This is a genomic window from Nostoc sp., assembly GCF_036917975.1.
In the GTDB taxonomy this organism is placed as follows: domain Bacteria; phylum Cyanobacteriota; class Cyanobacteriia; order Cyanobacteriales; family Nostocaceae; genus Nostoc.
The window spans coordinates 615,946-635,474 of the sequence record NZ_JBALEJ010000024.1 but is presented as its reverse complement, the minus strand read 5'-3'; the positions used below and the strand labels follow the sequence as shown (position 1 = coordinate 635,474).

The window sequence follows — 19,529 nt, the reverse complement described above, 5'->3', positions numbered from 1 at the left end:
TTTAAAACTAAAGCTGCAACCCGTCTTTAGTATAACTCAAGTAAGAAATTGTGATGTCTGTGGCGGGCTGCGCCAACGTACTTCATCATGCAGGAAGGACATCGCACTGTGGGTAGTGAGAAAGGCTGACGCAGTTGATCGTGTATGAGAATGGGAAAGCGATCGCACACTGCATAGTCACAAAAGGAAAGCGATCGCTATCTTTCATCCACAATACGAAAGCGATCGCACTCTGAGTAGTCGCAAAGGCGATCGCTCGTAATCATTCACAACACAAGAGCGATCGCACTCTGGGTAGTCACAAAGGCGATCGCGCATTCATCCACAATCACAAAAAAGCGATTGGAATTCAAAACAGTTTATACTGACCTCTCAACTTTTTGATTTATAATTCGTGCGACTCGTTGTCTGGAAGAATTGATGAATTGAAGCTTGTCTACCGTAATGGTTTTGTTCGAGTTGGAGAAATCGACATCAATCACCCCTTCATGGTAAAAGAAACCAGGATTAGTCCAAGACTTTTGACTACCGTCTTCACCCCACTGGTCATTACTAATATCTGATGCACTAGCAAGAATGTTTACCTCTAATCCACTTAGAAGCATACCCGTAAAGGTGTCCACCACAGCATTGTGGAAAGTATATGGTATATCTGTTAAGCGACTGAGATCGTAACCACCAAAATTAACGATATAGGAACGTTCAGCAGTTCTTGCATAAGTATTGTCTCCAGCAATACCAATAGCGGCAGCACCACCAACAACACCAACAATACCAATACCACCAACACCACCAACAACAACACCACTAACAAGACCAGCAGCAATTATCTCAGCATCGGTAGCATTGATGACATTCTCTGCTACTAGGGCAATTGAGCGAGTAGCAATGCTACGAAGATCGGGTAACTCATCTTCTAACGAATCTCCATCATTATCTAAGTCATATTCTTCAGCTGCAAATGCAGGATCAAGAGATGTAAAACCCGCTATTTTACCGTATTTTTCGGCAACCTTAGTCAGCAGCAAAGAACCAAGACTATGCCCATAAAAGTAAAGGTTATTAGCATTAGTCAACCCAAGATTACGCAGGGCTTGAGCTACACCATTAGCAACTGCACCAATTCGCTTGCCTGCTTCAACAGGCATTAGTAAAGTATCAGCAGATGCATTTCGCCAATCCAGGAAAAGCACTTGAGCTTCACCAAATTGTTTAGCAGCAGTTTTTGCTAGTTGTTCTAGATTTCCTACTGAGTCATTGGCTTTGTTAACCCGTCCATGAGCAACAACGATAGTAGTTTTATTTGGGTCAATTTGTAAGTTTGTTTTGCCATCTTTATTGTACTGGTTCAACTCCCAGGCATAGGAAGTTCCGTTCACTGTCGTAGAATCCTTGAAGCTGTCTATGACATTAAAACTTAAGTTTGCACCGCCGCCACGTTCATAGTAGTCAAGCACAACATTAAAATAACCCCCGTTACCTGCATCGAAAACACCTGTATGGGTAACAGAAGATTGATCCACAAGTCGGTCAATTACAACGTTATTGTTGATAATAACCCGCACTCCATCATCTGAAGTAGTCAGAATTTGGTGACGACCAGGAGCAAAGTAACGTTGTGTTGTTACCCTAGCTGAAAAATTGTCAGAGTTGATTCCTGCACTAGGAGAACTGTTACCCCAGTCGCGTGAGAAGTTTTGACTACCACTACCCCAATCTTGAACAATTACAGGGGTTCCTGCACGATCAACGTTATTGAAAAACTCGGCTTTCCAGTTTCCAATAGGTATATTTGGAAGCGCTTTAGTTGCAAAGTTTAAAGCCGCACCGCCACCACGTTCATAGTAATCAATTTCAACATTAAATTTGCCACCATTTCCAGCATCAAAAATCCCTGTATTCAGAACAAATGACTGATCGACAAGGCGGTCAATGATCGTTTGTCCGTTGATTCGCACTCGTATACCATCGTCAGACTGAACACTAATCTCTTGACGACCTGCACCAAAAGATACTTGTCCAAATATGCGTGCGGAGAAGTTATCAGTAGATACCCAATTTGAAGGTGAACCATTTCCCCAGTTACGATCAAAGCCTGTATTAGTACGACCAAAACTCTCGGCAAAAACAGGGCTACCAGTTCTATCAGTGTTGTTAAAATACTGGGCTACCCAAAACTGCGATCGCGCCTCTGTGCTAGAAGATATACTCTCGTATACTTGCTGCAATGTCCAGCCTTGTGCCAAGTTATTTTGATAACTTTGCAAACCACCTACATCGGCATCACGTAGTAAAATCTTGCGGTAGGCTGTGTTAACTTTGTCCCTGCTTTCTGCACTATAGGCATAAGCCTGTCGGATTTGTTCATAAGTCATTACTCCAGAGGCAAGTTGATTACTTGATATTTGCAAACCACCAGAATCAGCTTCACGTCCAAAAACGTCACGATACAACTGCTTAATGATTTCTTGGGGAGAACTACCATCAAATGCAAAGCCTTTACCTGTGAAACTGATACCTGTTACACCTCTGAGAATTGCAATCAAGTCATCATTGCTATCTATACGAATCTCAGTATCAGAACCAACAGTAACTAAACGATAGCCATAGGCTTTACTACCGTTAGTGACATTATTAGATAAACTTTTCAACTGAATAGTGTCTTCATCTCGATTGAAAGACAAGATTTCAGCGAAATCATTGCGTCCATTTCTTGTGTAGTAAACATTGCCAGAGTTACCGAGAATGAATCGATCTCTGCCTGCCCAACCTGCTAAAAGATCCCTTTCATTATCGCCATTGCCATAGCCATCTAAAGTATCATCGCCATCGTCACCATACAGCGCATCATTGCCACTTTCACCCCAGAGTCTGTCGTTCCCCGGTCCGCCAAAAATCTTGTCATCGTTGCTACCACCATTTAATTCATCATTACCGCTTTCACCATACAATTCATCGTTACCATTACCACCCCAAAGTTTGTCGTTATTATCACCTCCCCTCAGTTGATCATTGCCATCATCACCATACAGCGCATCGTTGCCACTTTCACCCCAGAGTCTGTCGTTCCCCGGTCCGCCAAAAATCTTGTCATCATTGCTGCCGCCGTTTAATTCATCATTGCCACTTTCACCATATAATTCATCGTTATCGTTCTCTCCCCAAAGTTTGTCATCACCATTACCGCCCCAAAGTTTGTCATTATTACCACCTCCCCTCAGTTCATCATTGCCATCATCACCGCGTAGCTCATCATTACCATCTTCTCCCCAGAGCTTGTCATTACCCTGACTACCCCATAGATAGTCATCATTTCCACCGCCGTTTACCTCATCATCTCCTTCATCTCCAATGATGCGATCGCTACCATTTTCTCCCCACAGTTTGTCGTTACCAGAACCCCCCCAAATCTTGTCATCGCCATTCCTACCTTCAATATCTTGACGCTGCATATCATATCTGACTGTTGAATGAATAACAGGTATTGAGGGTTGGTTCATAAAATCAATGGCATTGCTGATAATATGTATAACTCAGCGATCGCTCTTGATCTGTTGTGCTGTGTTATTGTCTGATTTTTTTCTATCTAATCACCCAAAGAGCCACCACCTGTGGCAATCTGGGAAACAGAGATTTATTAAATCTGATATTTGAGCAACAGCAAATTTACCTAATCAGGTTATGCAAACTCTGCCCACAGTAAACACTTCAAGCATCACATCAACTCCAGCCGCCTTTGATACAACTATCAAGCGGCGTAAAACCCGCCCTGTAAAGGTGGGAAATGTCACCATTGGCGGCGGCTACCCCGTTGTAGTGCAGTCAATGATTAACGAAGACACTCTTGATATTGATGGTTCCGTAGCTGGTATTCGTCGTCTGCACGAAATTGGCTGCGAAATTGTCCGCGTCACCGTGCCGAGTATGGCTCATGCTAAAGCTTTAGCAGAAATTAAACAAAAATTAATTAAAACTTACCAAGACGTGCCAATTGTGGCTGATGTCCATCACAACGGGCTAAAAATCGCTGTGGAAGTTGCCAAGCACATAGAGAAAGTGCGGATTAATCCCGGCTTGTATGTGTTTGAAAAGCCAAACATCAATCGAACTGAATATACTAAAAGCGAATTTGACGAAATTGGCGATAAAATCCGCGAAACCTTAGAACCTCTAGTAGTTTCTTTGCGCGACCAAGGAAAATCGATGCGAATTGGTGTAAATCATGGTTCCCTCGCGGAGAGAATGCTATTTACTTACGGTGACACCCCCGAAGGAATGGTGGAATCTGCCATCGAATTCATCCGCATCTGTGAATCTTTGGATTTCCGCAACCTGGTAATTTCCATGAAAGCCTCACGAGTCCCGGTGATGGTAGCCGCCTATCGCCTCATTGCCAAGCGCATGGATGAACTTGGTATGGATTATCCATTACATTTAGGCGTTACAGAAGCCGGTGATGGCGAATACGGGCGAATTAAATCTACGGCTGGTATTGCCACCTTACTTGCTGATGGCATTGGCGATACAATTCGCGTCTCACTTACAGAAGCACCAGAAAAAGAAATCCCCGTCTGCTACAGCATTCTCCAAGCTTTGGGATTGCGAAAAACGATGGTGGAATATGTCGCTTGTCCTTCCTGTGGACGCACTTTGTTTAATCTAGAAGAAGTGCTGCACAAAGTCCGGGAAGCCACTAAACACCTAACTGGGTTAGACATTGCAGTTATGGGTTGCATTGTCAATGGCCCGGGAGAAATGGCCGATGCCGACTATGGTTATGTCGGCAAAACACCCGGTTACATTTCTTTGTATCGTGGTCGAGAAGAAATTAAAAAAGTCCCAGAAGATAAAGGTGTAGAGGAATTAATTAACCTCATTAAGGCAGATGAACGCTGGGTAGAACCTTAAAGGGGGCAGGGGGAGCAGGGGAAGCAGGGGAAGCAGGGGGAGACAAGAAGAATAAACAATGCCCAATCCCCAATCCCCAATCCCCAATACCCAATCCCCAATTTGCCAGATTGTCAAGTATTTTGTGTAAATTAGGAATACATACTCCGTCTGTACAGTGGTAGCCTGTGTTAGATTGAGCATACTGACTATAAATTTTCCCTCTGATGCAGCTGTCATTATGGTGATTACAAAAAGTAGACTTGTTTTGGGTGCTACGGCAGTGACACTCTCCACGATCGCTGTTACTAGCCTTGGCATTCATTCGCGAGGTCAGGCTTTATTTAAAGCGAGTCCTAAAAATTTAGTAGATGAAGTTTGGCAAATTGTTCAACGCCAATATGTAGACGGTACTTTTAATCAGGTTGATTGGCAGGCTGTTCGTAAGGAATACTTGAGCAAGTCTTACAGTAATCCACAGGATGCGTATAAGTCCATTCGGGAAATGCTGAAAAAGTTGCAAGACCCCTACACCCGATTTATGGACCCAGAGGAATTCAAGAATATGCAGGTTGATACCTCTGGAGAATTGACAGGGATTGGGATCACCATTAGCCAGGATGAAAAAACCAAGCAATTGGTTGTAATTGCGCCAATCGAAGATACACCAGCCTTTAAAGCTGGTGTTTTGGCAAAAGATATCATCCTCAAAATCGATGGCAAAGATACTAAGGGGATGGATACCAATCAGGCAGTATCTTTGATTAGGGGTGAAGCTGGAACCCAAGTTAGCCTGACTATTCAACGCGACGCTCAAATAAAACAGTTTGATATCAAACGGGCGCGAATTGAAATCCATCCAGTTAAGTTTTCCCAAAAGCAAACCCCATCGGGGAATCTTGGTTACATTCGCTTGAACCAGTTCAGCGCCAATTCTGGTAAGGAAATGCAAAGCGCTATCAAAAATTTAGAAAGCAAAAAGGTAGCTGGATATATTCTAGATTTGCGTGGTAATCCAGGTGGCTTACTCTTCTCCAGTGTGGATATTGCCCGGATGTGGATAGATAAAGGTAAGATTGTCTCCACTGTTGAACGCCAAGGAGAGGCAGAAAAAGAAGAGGCAAACGGACGAGCCTTAACAAATAAACCTTTGGTAGTACTGGTAGATAAAGGTTCAGCTAGTGCCAGTGAAATTCTCTCAGGGGCTTTGAAAGATAATAAGCGCGCGACTTTGGTAGGTACTCAAACCTTTGGTAAGGGATTGGTGCAATCAGTACGTCCTCTGGAAGATGGTTCAGGATTGGCGGTAACAATTGCTCACTACTATACCCCCAATGGTACAGACATCAATCATAAAGGCATTGAGCCAGATGTGAAGGTGGATTTGACCAAAAAGCAGATGGAAGATTTGTGGCTGCATGGACGCGACAAACTCGCTACCCTAGCAGACCCTCAATTCGCTAAAGCGGTGGAAGTTATAGGTAAAAAAATTGCTGAGAAGGGTACACCCACAGCAGAAAAATAAAGTTAGGAGTGAATAGTGAGGAGTTAGGAATAAAAACCATCATTGTTAACTTCTAACTCCTAACTTAAACTGGTTGGCATTTTCCAGCCCTAATAAGTCCGACACGCCGAGCGATCGCTTCTTCTGGCGAACTAAAAGGCCCCCACTGTTCTATAATTTCTAGATTATCGTTGCCAACTTGGTGGCTGGGGATAATTTCACAGTTTCCAGCAGAGCGCTTGACAATATACCAAGTTTGTGATTTGTTCATATTTTAAATAAAAATCTTGTTTTTATAGTCTGTAGAACTATGAATAAGGTAAACTATGCAGCAATGAGCGACCAAGAGCTAAAGAGTTACTTTATCACCCACAAGGATGATAAGGAAGCCTTTTATGACTACATGGATAGACGAAAATCTCGTCATCGTGATGCTGCAATAAAATTAAATGATCCGGCTTGGGAAGAAAAAATAACAGCTGTAATTCAAAAACAATTAGGCTCTGATTGATAACTTAATAATTTCATATTTTTAATCGAGGTGGACAAAATTTTTGTAGTCACCTCGATTTCTCACATAAATTTACTTTCAACTAATACTTCCGCTCTTTTGGCTCAAACATAGTAATCGCCACCGGTCGATATTGGATATCAATTCCGGCTGGTGAATAGTAAGCCATTGTGTGTTTGAGGAAATTTGCATCATCTCGCTGGGAATAATCTTCGCGGAAATGAGCGCCACGACTTTCTTGACGATTTAGGGCTGATGCCAAAATAGTCTGCCCTACTACCATCAAACTTCGCAATTCTAAAGCTTCTACCAGCTCTGTATTCCAGCAACTACCTTTGTCATCTAAATAAATTTGAGGATATTGCTGTTGTATTTCTTCTAGTTTCTGTAAACCTTCAGTCATTAACGCCTCAGTGCGGAAAACACCACAGTACTCAGTCATACAATCCTGGAAGGCTTCACGAACTTGGTTAATGCGGTACTGTCCTGGTTGTTCTAGTAAAGCTTGAATTTGTTGCTGGGCTTCTGTTACATACTGTTGCTCATCTACAGAGGGTAACTTACGTTTTTGGACAAATTTGGCGATCGCAGCCCCAGTCCGCTTACCATAAACTACACACTCTAGAAGTGAATTACTCCCCAAACGATTTGCACCATGTACCGAAACACAAGATGTTTCACCCGCAGCAAAGAAAGCATCAACTAAACCATCGTCACTACTACGAACTTGCCCATCAGTATTAACTGGGATACCACCCATACAATAGTGAATTGTCGGGCGGACTGGCATCGGTTGAGTTACCGCGTCAACACCTACTAGACGGTGTGCTTCTTCCCAACAGAAGGGAACGCGACTCATAATCTTTTCTTTGCCCAGATGGCGTAGATCCAGATAGACAAAGGGGCCGCCAGCACTACCATCAAGATGAATACCACGTCCGGTGCGAATTTCGTAAGCGATCGCTCGTGAGGTAATATCACGAGGAGCTAGTTCCATGCGACTGGGGGCATAGTTCGCCATAAAGCGATCGCCTTCACTATTAATCAGATACGCCCCTTCTCCCCGTACCGCTTCCGAAATCAGCACCCCTACCGGATATAAACCAGTGGGATGAAACTGCACAAATTCCATATCTTCTAGGGGCAAACCGGCGATCGCAGTCATTGCCAAACCATCACCTGAAGAAGCGTAATCATTAGAGGTAGTGTTATAAACGCGACCATAGCCCCCTGTGGCAAACATCACCGCCTTAGCCCGCACCACCTCTATATGTCCATCCAAAAGATGGAACATTACCACACCCTTTGCCTCATTTTCTTCTAAAATAAGACGCATTACGTACCACTCTTCATAAACTTGCACCCCATAACGCCGCAAATTGTTAACTAATTCGTGCAAAATCGCGTGACCAGTTTTGTCAGCAGCGTAACAAGTCCGGTTGTGGGAGTGTCCCCCAAAAGCCCGTTGAGCAATGCGCCCATCGGGTAATCGAGAGAATAAAACGCCAAGATGTTCCAAGTCAATTACCACATCTGGCGCTTCTTGAGTGAGAATCGCTACAGCATCTTGGTCTGCCAAGTAATCAGAACCCTTGACAGTATCAAAAGCATGTGCTTCCCAACTATCCTCTGAATCAACATTTTTCAGCGATGCAGCCATACCACCTTGAGCTGCAACCGAGTGGGAACGAATTGGGTGGGTTTTGGCAACCACAGCAATATTTAAACTAGGGTCGGTGCGGGCAATTTCCACAGCAGCGCGACATCCTGCTAATCCACCCCCGACAATAATCACATCATGTTCCAGCATATTTAGCCCCCGACTGCAAACCACTGCTGTTCTATTGTAGAGACGTGATGAATCAGGCAGTGGGTTACAACAGTGGCATCTCTACAAAAAATTCCCTGCTTATAGACCAATACGCTTGGGTTAAGACTAAAACCCTTTGTCAAAGTCAATTTTTTTAACGTAGACGCAAAGCGGTGAAGCAGCGCGGTCTTCTCCCAAAGGGAGAGGCTAGCGCCTGCCGTAGGATGCCCGAAGGCTGTAGGGGGTTTGCCCCATGAGCGACTGCTGTTAGCGCAGCATTAGCGACGTTAGGAGCGTCACCCGGAAGGCTTGCCGCAGGCTACCACTCCAGACGCAGAGAAGCCAGTGCGTTGGGCGGGTTCCCCGACTTGAAGCAACTGGCGCGGCACTGAGAGAAGAGACAAATGCTTAACTGAACTGTATTGGCTTATAGACAGGGATGTTATAAAAAATTTTTAAATTAGGAGTGAAAAGTTAAAAATGAAGAGTTATGGAACTCCAAGAAATAAATTATCCAATATTGTGGGGTGGGCATCCTGCCCGCCCAGTCCATAGGGCGGGCGAGACGCCCACCCCACAAGAGTTAATTGGATATTTTTTTATTTGTCAGTCCCTTATGGGACAGATAGAGTGACTCATAACTCCTGTAGAGAGGCGATTAATCACGTCCCTACTCCTAACTCTTTAGCTTGTTGCTTGTACAGGTTGTTGCTGAGACACATTACCTGGTATGGGTTCCATTTTGGTTCCCGGCCCTACAGGAGTGACTTCAATATGATTTAACAAGGTAGTGACAAAGGCAAACAACAAGAAAGGTAGCGATAGCAGAACGACAAGACCCGCCGTTGCTAAAGCATACACGGGTCGCTTGGCACCCATCAATGCCAAAGCTGATGCCAAACTGAGAGTAATTGTAATTAACCAAACAATTATTTGACCGTAGATATCACCGAAAGTCAGGGTACAGACAAACCGATACTTTTGAATATTATTTTCGCTCATCATATTCGCCTCAAGTCTCTCCTAATAGGTTCTACGTTAGAACTATGTTTGCCTTGTCGGCAATTTCTAAATATTTTTGCAAGCTTCGTAATATCACTTCACAATCAAGCCAACTTTGGCAGAAAGGCAGCTATTCTGGAAGAAAACTTTTTCTCTTCGTGGGAGAGGTCGTAATTTTCATAACCTCCTAAACATATAATCTCTTTGCTTAATGTCATCTATCAGATTCAGGATATTCAGAATATCTAGCAATTGTATTTGATTGTGAAAATCGCAACTCACGGATCACTGACTTCTTTAAGAAGTCGGGGATCTTGTTTGTCACAAATGATTCAGATTACTATAGTAGTTAATTTTTTGCGAGTAAAAATTAACTAGAGAAATCAAGTAAAGTCAGGATGGAAAAACAGATTTTTTGATGTTAAATTTTGAGTATTGCCCGAATTTGTTGACTTATAATCGACAAAAATCTTTATTTTTCGTGGCAACATTGTTTTAGGAGTGAACGTGAGTACTATTTTTCTTCGTAAAGGTGTTTTTTGGTTGCCAAGTGTAGCTGCTCTTACATTCCTGAGTAGCGGCTTATCTGCAAGTGCCCAGACTGTGGACAAGTTGGGAAGTCAGCCATTAACCGAGCCTTCCGCAACCGTAGCATCTCCCAACGAGTTTAGTCCAAAACTAGACACTGAAAGCCAAAATCTCTCTACAGAAACAACTGAAATATTTACAGCGACAAATTTAGCTAAGGTACAGCAGTTGCCCAACACTGCAATGGAGCAAAACACCAGCACAACAGCTACACCTGTTCCAGGCACAGTGTCAACCTCATCTGCGACGCTCACCTCTGAGGTTGTACAACCGACTTCTCAATCGGTTTCTCAAACCACTGCTCAACCATCTGCTACCAAAGTGGCGCAATCGGATATTGATTTAGGTAGAACTACCCGTGGTGGCAGCAGCTATGTTGGCGTTGCTGGTAATGTTGGTTTGAATGGTGCTGGTGACGCGTCTTTGGGCGATGGTAATTTTGCGGTAATCAGCAAAATCGGACTGACAAATTCTATATCGGTGAGACCCTCAGCCGTATTCGGGGACAACACCACAATTCTACTTCCTGTCACCTACGATTTTACCTTCAAATCAGCAGATGCTTTTAGCGAACCATTAGCGATCGCACCTTACATCGGAGTGGGCGCAGCTTACAAAACTGGTGATAACTCTAAATTCGCCTTTTTGGCATCTGCTGGCATTGATGTGCCTCTAACTCCTCAATTTACGGCAACTGCTGCTATAAATGCGGGATTTTTCGATACAACTGATGTGGGCTTGTTGTTAGGAGTTGGTTACAACTTCAATGGGCTTTAAAAGTTAGGAGTTAGGAGTTATGAATTTAATCTTAATAACTCGTAACTCCTAACTTTCTATTTGGGGGTAACTTTATCAATTACCTTGATTTTGCCATCATCTCCTACTGTCCAGACATCATAAACACCAACGACATCACCGTTAGCATCAATATCTACATTGCCACTGGCTCCTTGGTAGTTAATCTTTTTACCATCTTTAAGTAACTTTAGTCCCTCGCAGACATCAGTAACTTCTGTGCCAGGCCCATCAGCAACTTCACGGATTTTACTAGCTATGCCAACACCGGTATTTTCCTTAGCAGCTTGTGCTGCCAATGTCAATAAAGCAGCCGCATCCCAAGCTTGAGGAGCGTATTCCCCTGGCTCACTACCCTTTTTATCCTTCCACAGCTTGTTGAAAGCTGCTAATGCTTTACCATCGGAACCGGGTACTGTACCGATCGCTCCAGTTAAAATATATTTACCATCACTGCCTTTACCAACTTGTTCGGGAAAAGTCGGTGATTTTACCCCATCTGTCAGCAGAATTTGTACTCCCTTCGCCACACCTTGCTGATAGGCGGCCTTTAGGAACAAACTACCAGTTTCGGCGTAGAGTACGGCCAGTACTGCATCTGGCTTACCTGCAAATGCCGCCGCCGCCTCTGTATCAAATGTCTGAGCTTTTGGGTCGTAGCGGACAGGCTTATCTTTATCAACGATGGTTCCACCCAATTTTTCAAAGGTTTGCACGAATGCTTTTTCAAAACCAACGCCATAGTCGTTATTAATCACGACTGTAGAAACTCGCTTGAAACCTTTTTTTCTGGCAAGTTGGGCTAAAGCTAATGCTTGGTAGGTATCGGGGGGAGCAGTACGCGCCCAAAAGCCTTTATAGTCACCTTTTTGGGCTTTTTCGGTAAATACAGGACTGGTACTACCAGGGGAAACCAGCATGACTTTATTCGGTGTGGCAATGGAGACTGCTGCACTTGAAACGCTACTGGCGAAGGAACCAACTACACCTGCTACTTTATCCAAAGTTGCCAGTTTGGTCATACCGGCAGCTCCAGCTTTGGGGTCTGTTTGGTCGTCTACTTGCACCAAGGTGACAGGTTCGCCATTTACCCCACCACAAGCGTTGACTGTATCCACTAGTAAAGGTACAGAACCTAGCATCTGCTGTCCCACAGAAGCTAAGTCGCCTGTTGACGGTAGCAGGGAACCAATTTTTAGCCCTTTAGCACTACTTGTAGTAGTTGAGTTTGCTGCTGGGGTAGCGGTGCTGCCGTTGGTAGCTGTGCTGTTGGGAGTACTGTTATCACCACAAGCCCCAACTAGGAACCCAGTTGCTAGGGTAGCTAGACTTAAGGCTAAGGCGGCGCTAATTTTTTTCATAAATCTCTTTCACTCCTCAGATATTTAGGAGCCTAAAAATAAGATTCAACCTAGATTTGTAACTTAGTTGGATCTTAGTCAAGGTTCCAAAGGATAAATCATATCATCCATCTTTGGGAGTAGAAGTATTTACCCCGACATTAATATTTATTTTTGTACACAGAAGATACTCCGTGTATCAAATGCTGAAAAACGGAGAGGGAGGGATTCGAACCCTCGGTACGGAGTTGCCTGCCGTACAACAGATTAGCAATCTGCCGCTTTCGACCACTCAGCCACCTCTCCTGACTCACGAATAATAATGGTAGCAGGTTTGTTGGGAAGAGTCAATAGTCATTTTTAATTGGGCATGGGGCATGGGGCATGGGGCATTAGTCATTGGTTATTAGTGAATAACAAAGGACAAATGACTAATTCAAAGGACTTGCGATCGCATCCAAGCTATGGGCAAGGTGCGTAACTTTTTCCACTGGGGAACGAAAGCCCGTTGACTGAATACATCGTAATCGTTGCGTTCAATCGCCTCTAAAATTTGACCGTACAGCATTGATGCTGCCCACACAGGCCAACGGGCATCGGATGCTAAATAAGTAATTCCTCGGTCGGATGTGGTGTAAAATTGGCGGGCGCGGTCAATTTGAAAGCGCATCAATGCTCGCCAACGATCGTCTACCACACCTTTGAAGAAGTCTTGCTCGCTATAGTTGAATTTTGCCAAGTCTTCCAGGGGAATGTAAATCCGTCCCCGTTTGGCATCTTCTCCCACATCCCGCAGGATGTTGGTAAGTTGATTGGCAATTCCGAGAGCGATCGCTTCTTCTATGGGAACATAAGGTTGTTTATTCTGCCGCCACGGTGCTGTATATATGGTGCTATCCACACCCATAACGGATGTTGACATTAAGCCGACAGTACCAGCAACGCGGTAACAGTAGAGGTATAAATCCTCAAAAGTTTCATAACGACTGCGATATAAGTCCATGCGCTGACCGGCAATCATATCCCGAAAGGGTTGGATGTCCATCGGAAAGCGCTGGAGGGTATCAACTAAAGCTACATCGTAATTTTCTAATGGGCGTCCCGCAAAAATCGATTCCAGCTGCTGTTCCCATAGGTCTAGGGTTTCTGGCGTGGTAATAGCAGATGCGGGGCCATCCACCAATTCATCTGTACGGCGACACCAAGCGTAAATTGACCAAATAGATTGACGTTTTACCGGACTCATCAGCAAAGTACCCAGGTAAAAAGTCTTGGCATACTTTGCTGTGAGATGCCGACAAAGTTTGTATGACTCGTCTACAGAGACCAGCGTTTTCATGCGCGGCGGGGAATCAGGCAGTTGCAGCATTCGTTGCGGGCGGTCGGGTGAGCGTTTGCAGGTTTGAGGAATTTGCTACCGGGAGGGCCTCAGAAATCGCCTGCGCTGTCAGCTTACCAGAAAGTACGGCACCTTCCATACTGGCTAAGTAGCGTTGCATGGTGTAATCCCCGCTAAGATAGAAGTTACTAATGGGGGTTGTTTGCGAGGGACGGTACTGTTGACGACCAGGGGTCGCTTTGTAAACTGAACGGGGCGTTTTCACCACATGAGATTTTAGCAATGTTGCTGGATTGTCTCCCCCAAAGTGGTCGGGGAAGAGTTTTTCTAACTCGGCAATTGTTGCTGCCACAATCTCCTCATCGGATTTGGCAATCCAATCTTTTGCCGGGGCTAGAACTAATTCCAGCATTGAGCGATTGGGGTTGGCGTATTCACGGCAGGTATTGCTCATATCAGCATAAACGCTGAGGAGGGGCGATCGCGAGAATAGCAAGTGATCAATTTGCGTAAGTTTACGATCAAACCACAAATGCACGTTAATCACAGGTACGCCTTCTAAGCCTTCTAGCTTTTGGAAAAACTCCATTTCCTTCCAAGGTGCTGGCAAAATCACCTTCAGAGGGTCAACCGGCATAGCAGATGCATACAAATCCGCCGTGAAAACTTCATCTTTGTCCCCATTCAACCCCCGAATCAAGTATCCTTTGACGCTACCATCGGCGTTCAGCAAAATCTCTTTTAAAGGGGCATTCAAGCGGACTTCTCCACCGCGTTCGGTGATGTAATCCACTAATGGCTGACACAATCGTTCTGTTGGCGAACCATCCAGAAAGGCCATTTTCGAGCCATTTTTTTCCTGGAGGAAACGATTGAGGGCAGTTAAAAGAATGGTTGCTGAAATTTCATCTGGGTCGATGAAATTCAGCGACTTGGCCATGGCAATAAAAACTTCTTTATTAACCCGTTCTGGTATGTTGTGTTTACGCAGCCAGTCTGTCCAGGAATATTTGTCCATTTCTTCAACGTACTTTTGCCCCTGAATCATGACCGGCAATAACCCGATGCCAAAGCGGATTTTTTCTGGCCATGTCAGCATATCGTTGTTTCGCAGAATTGCCACTATACCATTAATCGGTGCTGGCAAATCTGGGAAGTCAAAGCGGCTGTAAGTACCTGGTGCATCCGGCTGGTTGAAGATCATTGTGTGTTCTTTCCACTGCAACCGATCTTCAATATCCAGTTCTTTGAATAACTGCAACATATTGGGATATGCGCCAAAAAAGATGTGCAGACCTGTTTCGTACCAGTCTCCATCAGCATCTTTCCACGCGGCCACTTTACCGCCTAGAACGTCTCGACGTTCCAAGACAATGGGTGTGTGACCTGCATCTGTAAGATATTTCGCGCAGGAAAGTCCTGCTAGTCCCGCTCCCGCGATCGCTACTCGCATGTAACCCTACTGCTCTTCAATATTTCTTAACCGTTTTATCGTTCTCATTATACGTTGCAATCCGTTACATTTGGCAGTTATTGTGCGATCGCTTCCGCAAAAAACTTTTGCCAAAGGGAATTTTACCTACGCGCACCTACCCAAGCAAACTATCAATACCATTGTTGGTAATAGGTTTGAGTGAGCATTTCATCTATCTTTACATGGAGGAAAATTAGGCAAACAAAAGTATTTCCTTTGACTGTGCCAATTTTAGATTTTAGATTGCCGATTTTAGATTTTTTTGGTTTATGCCTCATCCGCAAGTGGCGTGAAACAAATCCAAAATTCCAAGCCCCGTATCCTGGTAGTCGGGGTCAATCCAAAATCCAAAATCCAAAATCGGTTGATTGAAAATAAGTTAATCTCAAATGTGGTCTGAAAGTAGTTGATTTATTTGCTAATTCGTGTATTTGCTTTGAGTAAATATCGGGGGTATTGGTTAAAGACTACTTGGAAAACTTTCTGCTTCCCATAAGGTGTAGGATAAAAATCTATGTCCTCTAGGTTGAACAACCCAGTTGTTTACCGCACAACTTATAGGTAAAAGTTATGGGTGTATCGCAGAAGCTCAAGCGCTTTGGACATCACCTGATTCTAGGTATTTCTGGCACGACATTAAGTGATGATGATAAACGCGCACTCAATGAATTGAAACCGATTGGGGCGATATTTTTTGCTAAGAACTTTTTGGATGGCACCCCATATCAAGTTTGGCTGGAAAGCTTCAAGGATTTAAACAGGCAGATACAAGAATATACTGAGCGTGATTCCATGTTCATCACTCTCGATCATGAAGGAGGTCGTGTAATTCGTACACCACTGCCAATTACCCGCTTTCCTTATGGGTTGTTGCTGCGATCGCACGCTTATGAAGTAGCAAAAGCCACAGCTGTAGAACTAAAATCACTGGGTATTAACTTATCTTGGGCACCCGTAGCCGATATTTTTTCCCATCCCGACAACCCCGTGATTGGGCCTCGCGCCTTTGGTAACACTCCCGAAACTGCTACTCAAGGTGCGCGTGATTACTACCTTGGACTTCGAGATTCAGGAATTTTGGGATGCGCCAAACACTTCCCCGGACATGGAGACACCAGCAAGGACTCTCACATTGAGCTACCAATCCTGAATTTAACTCTAGAAGACCTGCAACTTCGAGAACTTATACCCTTCAAAGCCTTAATCGAAGTCCAGATTCCTTTGATTATGACTGTCCATATCTTATTTCCCAGAATAGATGCTGATGTGCCAGCAACCCTTTCCCAGGCTATCCTCAAAACCATACTTAGAGAAGAACTTGGCTTTGAGGGAGTGGTTGTATCTGATGATTTGGATATGAAAGCTATCTCAGATATGTTTATGAAAACTGGTACTGTGGCGCGGTCATTTAATGCAGGCTGTGACTTGTTTATTGTTTCGCGCAATATCAACTCATCATCTTTAGAAAGAACTTATCGGATTGCTGAAGATTTTGCTGATTCGCTCAGTAACGGTAGCTTAGATGAAGCAGTGGTAGAAGCAGCCAGAGAAAGAATTGAGAAACTACTGGCAGTAACACCGCAATATCCCATACATGCTTTGGATAAAGATGTATTATTGCAACATGCTCAACTAGCGATCGCTAGTTGCTATTCATAACCCAAGTGGATTCAAGTTACATATTAGCTAATTCTTAATTTTGAATTTTGAATTTTGAATTGTTTAATGGGTGGTATAGGGGTCGAACCTATTTCTGCGGGTTAAAAGCCCGCTGCACAGCCGGTATGCCAACCACCCTAGTTAATTTGAAAAAGAAATGAGCAAGTGCGATCGTATTACACCGCAAGTCTTGTAACACCAACACTAGATATAAATCCACCAGGGAGGTACTGCCCCTCCTATTTCTGTGTTATCAGCACAGCGCCTCGCTTTTCGGCTCCAGGTGGATAGGTGGAAGATGGAGGAATCGAACCCCTACAGTTGCCCATACCCTGGTTTTCAAGACCAGTTGCCGTCCATTCAGCGGCATCTTCCATTCAGGGGTGTCTGACGGGACTTGAACCCGTTATGACTGGTTCCACAAACCAGCGCCTCGACCACTTTGGCTTCAGATACCATCAGTGGAATCAATGGGAATTGAACCCATAACCTCCTGCTTGCAAGGCAGGCGCTCTAGCCATTTGAGCTATGACCCCGTCAAATAAGTAAAAAGAGCAAAGTAAAAACTAAAAAGAAAGAGAAATAATTAAATTCATTCTTTTGACTTTTAACTTTTGACTTGTTCAGGCGGGAGTGGTAGGACTTAAACCCACAACCTTCAAGGTAGAAACTTGAAGCTCTATTCCATTGAGCTACACTCCCAAGATTTGGTAGTCCTGGCAGGAATTGAACCCGCGACATTCTTCTTGTAAGGAAGACACTCTACCAATTGAGCTACAGGACTACGCAAGCGAGTGGAGGGAGTTGAACCCACGCACTGAGTATGGCGTACTCAGATGCTACCGACTACATCACACCCGCATCAAGCTGGTAACAGGAATTGAACCTGCAACCTACTGATTACAAGTCAGTTGCTCTGCCAATTGAGCTACACCAGCACTAATTTTGGATTTTGGATTTTAGATTGACCCCATAGCTTCAGATACGAGCTTGAGTAAAGAATTGTAGATTTGGGATGCTCCCTATTTGTTGGACAAATAAAACAAGCTTCCTCTCACACCTTTTTAGATTTTCAGTTTTGAATCAACAATCCAAAATTTAAAATCTAAAATCTAAAATTTGGTGACGGGGGCAGGAGTTGAACCTGCCGATATTCAGGTTATGAGCCTGATGAGCCACCCTTGCTCTATCCCCGCATATTCACCAATACCCCTGACTGGATTTGAACCAGCAACCTCTTCGTTCTAGGCGAAGCGCCTCTTCCGTTGGGCTACAAGGGCAAACTTGGTACTCCCGACAGGATTTGAACCTGCAAAAACTAGATCCTCGGTCTAGTGCGTCTTCCGTTCCGCCACGAGAGCGTTTAGTACCCCTGACAGGATTAAAATCTGGACTCTGATTCCAGCACGTATGCCAGTTCCGTCACAGGGGCGTATCGGGATGGCAGGACTCGAACCTGCGACTCCATGCTCCCAAAGCATGGCTTCTGGCCACTGAATTACATCCCGTTAGTACTCCTGGTGGGAGTCGAACCCACAACCAAACAGATTTTAAGTCTGCCACCTCTTCCAATTGGGCTACAGGAGCAAATTTTGGTACTCTTGGTGGGAGTCGTAGACGCGGAGCGGCTTCCCGCAGGGTACCCACAACATACCGTTTTTGAGACGGCAGCCTCTTCCAGTTGGGCTACAAGAGCAGAGTTTGGCAGCCCCGCCAGGACTCGAACCTGGAATCTTCGCCTTCAAAGGGCGCTATGTTGCCAATTACACCACAGGGCTTTATTGCCAGGGCAGGGTTTGAACCTGCAACCTCATCGTTCAGAGCGATGCGACTTACCAATTCGTCCACCCGGCAATGAATGGCTGCCTCAGTAGGACTCGAACCTACAACCGCGCGGTTAACAGCCGCTTGCTCTACCATTGAGCTATGAGGCAACGAAGCCCCCCAGGTCGGAATCGAACCGACGACCTCCTGTTCTTCAGACAGGCGCTAACTACCAACTGAGCTACCGGGGGATAAAAGAAGAGATTATGTAACGAGAGCGGAGGGAATCGAACCCTCAAATCTTCAGTTTCGTAGACTGAGATGTTATCCAGTTACACCACACTCTCAAAACGGAGAGAACAGGATTTGAACCTGCGACGGGTATTAATTACCCGCTTCCTCTTAGCAGGAGGACGCTTTTAGCCACTCAGCCACCTCTCCATAGTGGGTCGAGCAGGATTTGAACCTGCGCGCAAAAAAGAACAGTTTTACAGACTGTCGCCTTCAACCAGACTCGGCCACCGACCCATAATCATTCCCCCGACGAGAATTGAACTCGCATCTGTGCTTTGAAAGAACACTGACTTAACCATTAGTCCACGAGGGCATAATTGAGTGAATTTTGGATTTTAGATTTTAGATTTTGGATTTTGGATTAAAAAATTTAATCTAAAATTGGCAATCTAAAATCCAAAATTGTCTGACGCAGGGGCTAGGATTTGAACCTAGAACATCGGATTTGGAGTCACGAGGTGTTACCGTTACACCATCCCTGCATTTGGTGGCAGCGGCGGGATTTGCACCCGCATATACCAGGGTATGAACCTGGGGCTTTGCTGGTTAAGCTACGCTGCGA

General features: G+C 44.6%; 12 protein-coding genes and 25 tRNA genes. 5 read left to right on the top strand and 32 right to left on the bottom strand.

What is annotated here, in order from left to right:
• Positions 1-359: 359 nt before the first annotated feature.
• A complete protein-coding gene (locus V7K76_RS11330; RefSeq protein ID WP_334775109.1) occupies positions 360-3,500 on the bottom strand; it encodes a PA14 domain-containing protein in 3,141 nt (1,046 codons plus the stop codon).
• 181 nt (positions 3,501-3,681) lie between these two features.
• Between V7K76_RS11330 and ispG the strand changes: the two genes are divergently transcribed.
• Both ispG and ctpC read left to right on the top strand, forming a co-directional pair.
• A complete protein-coding gene (gene ispG / locus V7K76_RS11325) occupies positions 3,682-4,908 on the top strand; it encodes a (E)-4-hydroxy-3-methylbut-2-enyl-diphosphate synthase (RefSeq protein ID WP_334775110.1) in 1,227 nt (408 codons plus the stop codon).
• Positions 4,909-5,128: 220 nt separating this feature from the next.
• On the top strand, positions 5,129-6,412 hold the full coding sequence (ctpC, locus tag V7K76_RS11320; RefSeq protein WP_334775111.1) for a carboxyl-terminal processing protease CtpC: 1,284 nt from the start codon (positions 5,129-5,131) through the stop codon (positions 6,410-6,412).
• Positions 6,413-6,476: 64 nt separating this feature from the next.
• Here ctpC and V7K76_RS11315 read toward each other — a convergent pair whose 3' ends face one another.
• Positions 6,477-6,662, bottom strand: coding sequence for a DDE transposase family protein (locus V7K76_RS11315; RefSeq protein ID WP_334775113.1), 186 nt, complete (start codon positions 6,660-6,662; stop codon positions 6,477-6,479).
• A 39-nt stretch (positions 6,663-6,701) separates the two neighbouring features.
• On the opposite strand from V7K76_RS11315, the gene V7K76_RS11310 reads away from it, so the two are divergent.
• A complete protein-coding gene (locus V7K76_RS11310) occupies positions 6,702-6,902 on the top strand; it encodes a DUF6887 family protein (protein ID WP_334775115.1) in 201 nt (66 codons plus the stop codon).
• Between the two features lie 82 nt (positions 6,903-6,984).
• Here the strand turns inward: V7K76_RS11310 and V7K76_RS11305 are convergent, their stop codons facing one another.
• Together V7K76_RS11305 and V7K76_RS11300 are read right to left on the bottom strand one after the other, a co-directional pair.
• On the bottom strand, positions 6,985-8,712 hold the full coding sequence (locus tag V7K76_RS11305; RefSeq protein ID WP_334775116.1) for a succinate dehydrogenase/fumarate reductase flavoprotein subunit: 1,728 nt from the start codon (positions 8,710-8,712) through the stop codon (positions 6,985-6,987).
• A 684-nt stretch (positions 8,713-9,396) separates the two neighbouring features.
• A complete protein-coding gene (locus tag V7K76_RS11300; protein WP_334775129.1) occupies positions 9,397-9,714 on the bottom strand; it encodes a hypothetical protein in 318 nt (105 codons plus the stop codon).
• 507 nt (positions 9,715-10,221) lie between these two features.
• On the opposite strand from V7K76_RS11300, the gene V7K76_RS11295 reads away from it, so the two are divergent.
• Positions 10,222-11,079: a hypothetical protein gene (locus V7K76_RS11295; RefSeq protein ID WP_334775117.1), complete on the top strand. Its 858-nt coding sequence runs from the start codon at positions 10,222-10,224 to the stop codon at positions 11,077-11,079.
• A 56-nt stretch (positions 11,080-11,135) separates the two neighbouring features.
• Here the strand turns inward: V7K76_RS11295 and V7K76_RS11290 are convergent, their stop codons facing one another.
• The 4 genes from V7K76_RS11290 to pds all read right to left on the bottom strand — a co-directional run bounded on the left by V7K76_RS11290 (position 11,136) and on the right by pds (position 15,229).
• The gene (locus V7K76_RS11290) at positions 11,136-12,458 is read right to left on the bottom strand and encodes an ABC transporter substrate-binding protein (protein WP_334775118.1); all 1,323 of its coding nucleotides are present in this window, start codon (positions 12,456-12,458) and stop codon (positions 11,136-11,138) included.
• 193 nt (positions 12,459-12,651) lie between these two features.
• A tRNA-Ser gene (locus V7K76_RS11285) sits at positions 12,652-12,743 on the bottom strand.
• Positions 12,744-12,873: 130 nt separating this feature from the next.
• On the bottom strand, positions 12,874-13,806 hold the full coding sequence (gene crtB / locus V7K76_RS11280) for a 15-cis-phytoene synthase CrtB (protein ID WP_334775119.1): 933 nt from the start codon (positions 13,804-13,806) through the stop codon (positions 12,874-12,876).
• Positions 13,790-15,229, bottom strand: coding sequence for a 15-cis-phytoene desaturase (pds, locus tag V7K76_RS11275; protein WP_334775120.1), 1,440 nt, complete (start codon positions 15,227-15,229; stop codon positions 13,790-13,792). The genes crtB and pds overlap by 17 nt, the downstream gene beginning before the upstream one ends.
• 591 nt (positions 15,230-15,820) lie before the next feature.
• On the opposite strand from pds, the gene V7K76_RS11270 reads away from it, so the two are divergent.
• The gene (locus V7K76_RS11270) at positions 15,821-16,909 is read left to right on the top strand and encodes a glycoside hydrolase family 3 protein (RefSeq protein WP_334775121.1); all 1,089 of its coding nucleotides are present in this window, start codon (positions 15,821-15,823) and stop codon (positions 16,907-16,909) included.
• A 67-nt stretch (positions 16,910-16,976) separates the two neighbouring features.
• On the opposite strand, the gene V7K76_RS11265 is transcribed toward V7K76_RS11270, so the two are convergent.
• From V7K76_RS11265 to V7K76_RS11150, 24 genes are all read right to left on the bottom strand, one after another.
• Positions 16,977-17,047 (bottom strand) — tRNA-Lys (locus V7K76_RS11265).
• Between the two features lie 154 nt (positions 17,048-17,201).
• A tRNA-OTHER gene (locus V7K76_RS11260) sits at positions 17,202-17,284 on the bottom strand.
• Positions 17,285-17,290: 6 nt separating this feature from the next.
• Positions 17,291-17,366 (bottom strand) — tRNA-His (locus V7K76_RS11255).
• Positions 17,367-17,371: 5 nt separating this feature from the next.
• Positions 17,372-17,445, bottom strand: a tRNA-Ala gene (locus tag V7K76_RS11250).
• Positions 17,446-17,537: 92 nt separating this feature from the next.
• Positions 17,538-17,611, bottom strand: a tRNA-Arg gene (locus V7K76_RS11245).
• A 6-nt stretch (positions 17,612-17,617) separates the two neighbouring features.
• Positions 17,618-17,693: transfer RNA gene (locus tag V7K76_RS11240), tRNA-Val, on the bottom strand.
• Between the two features lie 5 nt (positions 17,694-17,698).
• Positions 17,699-17,770 (bottom strand) — tRNA-Gly (locus tag V7K76_RS11235).
• 4 nt (positions 17,771-17,774) lie between these two features.
• Positions 17,775-17,847: transfer RNA gene (locus tag V7K76_RS11230), tRNA-Thr, on the bottom strand.
• Between the two features lie 182 nt (positions 17,848-18,029).
• Positions 18,030-18,106 (bottom strand) — tRNA-Met (locus V7K76_RS11225).
• A gap of 10 nt (positions 18,107-18,116) precedes the next feature.
• Positions 18,117-18,189, bottom strand: a tRNA-Leu gene (locus V7K76_RS11220).
• Between the two features lie 5 nt (positions 18,190-18,194).
• Positions 18,195-18,270 (bottom strand) — tRNA-Leu (locus V7K76_RS11215).
• A gap of 74 nt (positions 18,271-18,344) precedes the next feature.
• Positions 18,345-18,417 (bottom strand) — tRNA-Pro (locus V7K76_RS11210).
• Between the two features lie 4 nt (positions 18,418-18,421).
• Positions 18,422-18,496, bottom strand: a tRNA-Leu gene (locus tag V7K76_RS11205).
• Positions 18,497-18,502: 6 nt separating this feature from the next.
• Positions 18,503-18,605 (bottom strand) — tRNA-Leu (locus V7K76_RS11200).
• 6 nt (positions 18,606-18,611) lie between these two features.
• Positions 18,612-18,687: transfer RNA gene (locus V7K76_RS11195), tRNA-Gln, on the bottom strand.
• Between the two features lie 3 nt (positions 18,688-18,690).
• Positions 18,691-18,763: transfer RNA gene (locus V7K76_RS11190), tRNA-Gln, on the bottom strand.
• A 5-nt stretch (positions 18,764-18,768) separates the two neighbouring features.
• Positions 18,769-18,843: transfer RNA gene (locus tag V7K76_RS11185), tRNA-Asn, on the bottom strand.
• Between the two features lie 6 nt (positions 18,844-18,849).
• Positions 18,850-18,924, bottom strand: a tRNA-Phe gene (locus V7K76_RS11180).
• 21 nt (positions 18,925-18,945) lie between these two features.
• Positions 18,946-19,020: transfer RNA gene (locus V7K76_RS11175), tRNA-Arg, on the bottom strand.
• 4 nt (positions 19,021-19,024) lie between these two features.
• Positions 19,025-19,114, bottom strand: a tRNA-Ser gene (locus tag V7K76_RS11170).
• 4 nt (positions 19,115-19,118) lie between these two features.
• Positions 19,119-19,201: transfer RNA gene (locus V7K76_RS11165), tRNA-Tyr, on the bottom strand.
• A 7-nt stretch (positions 19,202-19,208) separates the two neighbouring features.
• A tRNA-Glu gene (locus tag V7K76_RS11160) sits at positions 19,209-19,281 on the bottom strand.
• A 96-nt stretch (positions 19,282-19,377) separates the two neighbouring features.
• Positions 19,378-19,449 (bottom strand) — tRNA-Trp (locus tag V7K76_RS11155).
• Between the two features lie 3 nt (positions 19,450-19,452).
• Positions 19,453-19,528: transfer RNA gene (locus V7K76_RS11150), tRNA-Met, on the bottom strand.
• Between the last annotated feature and the right edge of the window lies 1 nt (position 19,529).

What these genes read in the sequence shown, in the direction of transcription:
- V7K76_RS11315 (WP_334775113.1), bottom strand. Translation starts at nt 6,662, where the DNA reads ATGAACAAATCACAAACTTGGTATATTGTCAAGCGCTCTGCTGGAAAC.
- ispG (WP_334775110.1), top strand. Translation starts at nt 3,682, where the DNA reads ATGCAAACTCTGCCCACAGTAAACACTTCAAGCATCACATCAACTCCA.
- pds (WP_334775120.1), bottom strand. Translation starts at nt 15,229, where the DNA reads ATGCGAGTAGCGATCGCGGGAGCGGGACTAGCAGGACTTTCCTGCGCG.
- V7K76_RS11290 (WP_334775118.1), bottom strand. Translation starts at nt 12,458, where the DNA reads ATGAAAAAAATTAGCGCCGCCTTAGCCTTAAGTCTAGCTACCCTAGCA.
- V7K76_RS11270 (WP_334775121.1), top strand. Translation starts at nt 15,821, where the DNA reads ATGGGTGTATCGCAGAAGCTCAAGCGCTTTGGACATCACCTGATTCTA.
- V7K76_RS11330 (WP_334775109.1), bottom strand. Translation starts at nt 3,500, where the DNA reads ATGAACCAACCCTCAATACCTGTTATTCATTCAACAGTCAGATATGAT.
- V7K76_RS11300 (WP_334775129.1), bottom strand. Translation starts at nt 9,714, where the DNA reads ATGAGCGAAAATAATATTCAAAAGTATCGGTTTGTCTGTACCCTGACT.
- V7K76_RS11305 (WP_334775116.1), bottom strand. Translation starts at nt 8,712, where the DNA reads ATGCTGGAACATGATGTGATTATTGTCGGGGGTGGATTAGCAGGATGT.
- V7K76_RS11310 (WP_334775115.1), top strand. Translation starts at nt 6,702, where the DNA reads ATGAATAAGGTAAACTATGCAGCAATGAGCGACCAAGAGCTAAAGAGT.
- crtB (WP_334775119.1), bottom strand. Translation starts at nt 13,806, where the DNA reads ATGCTGCAACTGCCTGATTCCCCGCCGCGCATGAAAACGCTGGTCTCT.
- ctpC (WP_334775111.1), top strand. Translation starts at nt 5,129, where the DNA reads ATGGTGATTACAAAAAGTAGACTTGTTTTGGGTGCTACGGCAGTGACA.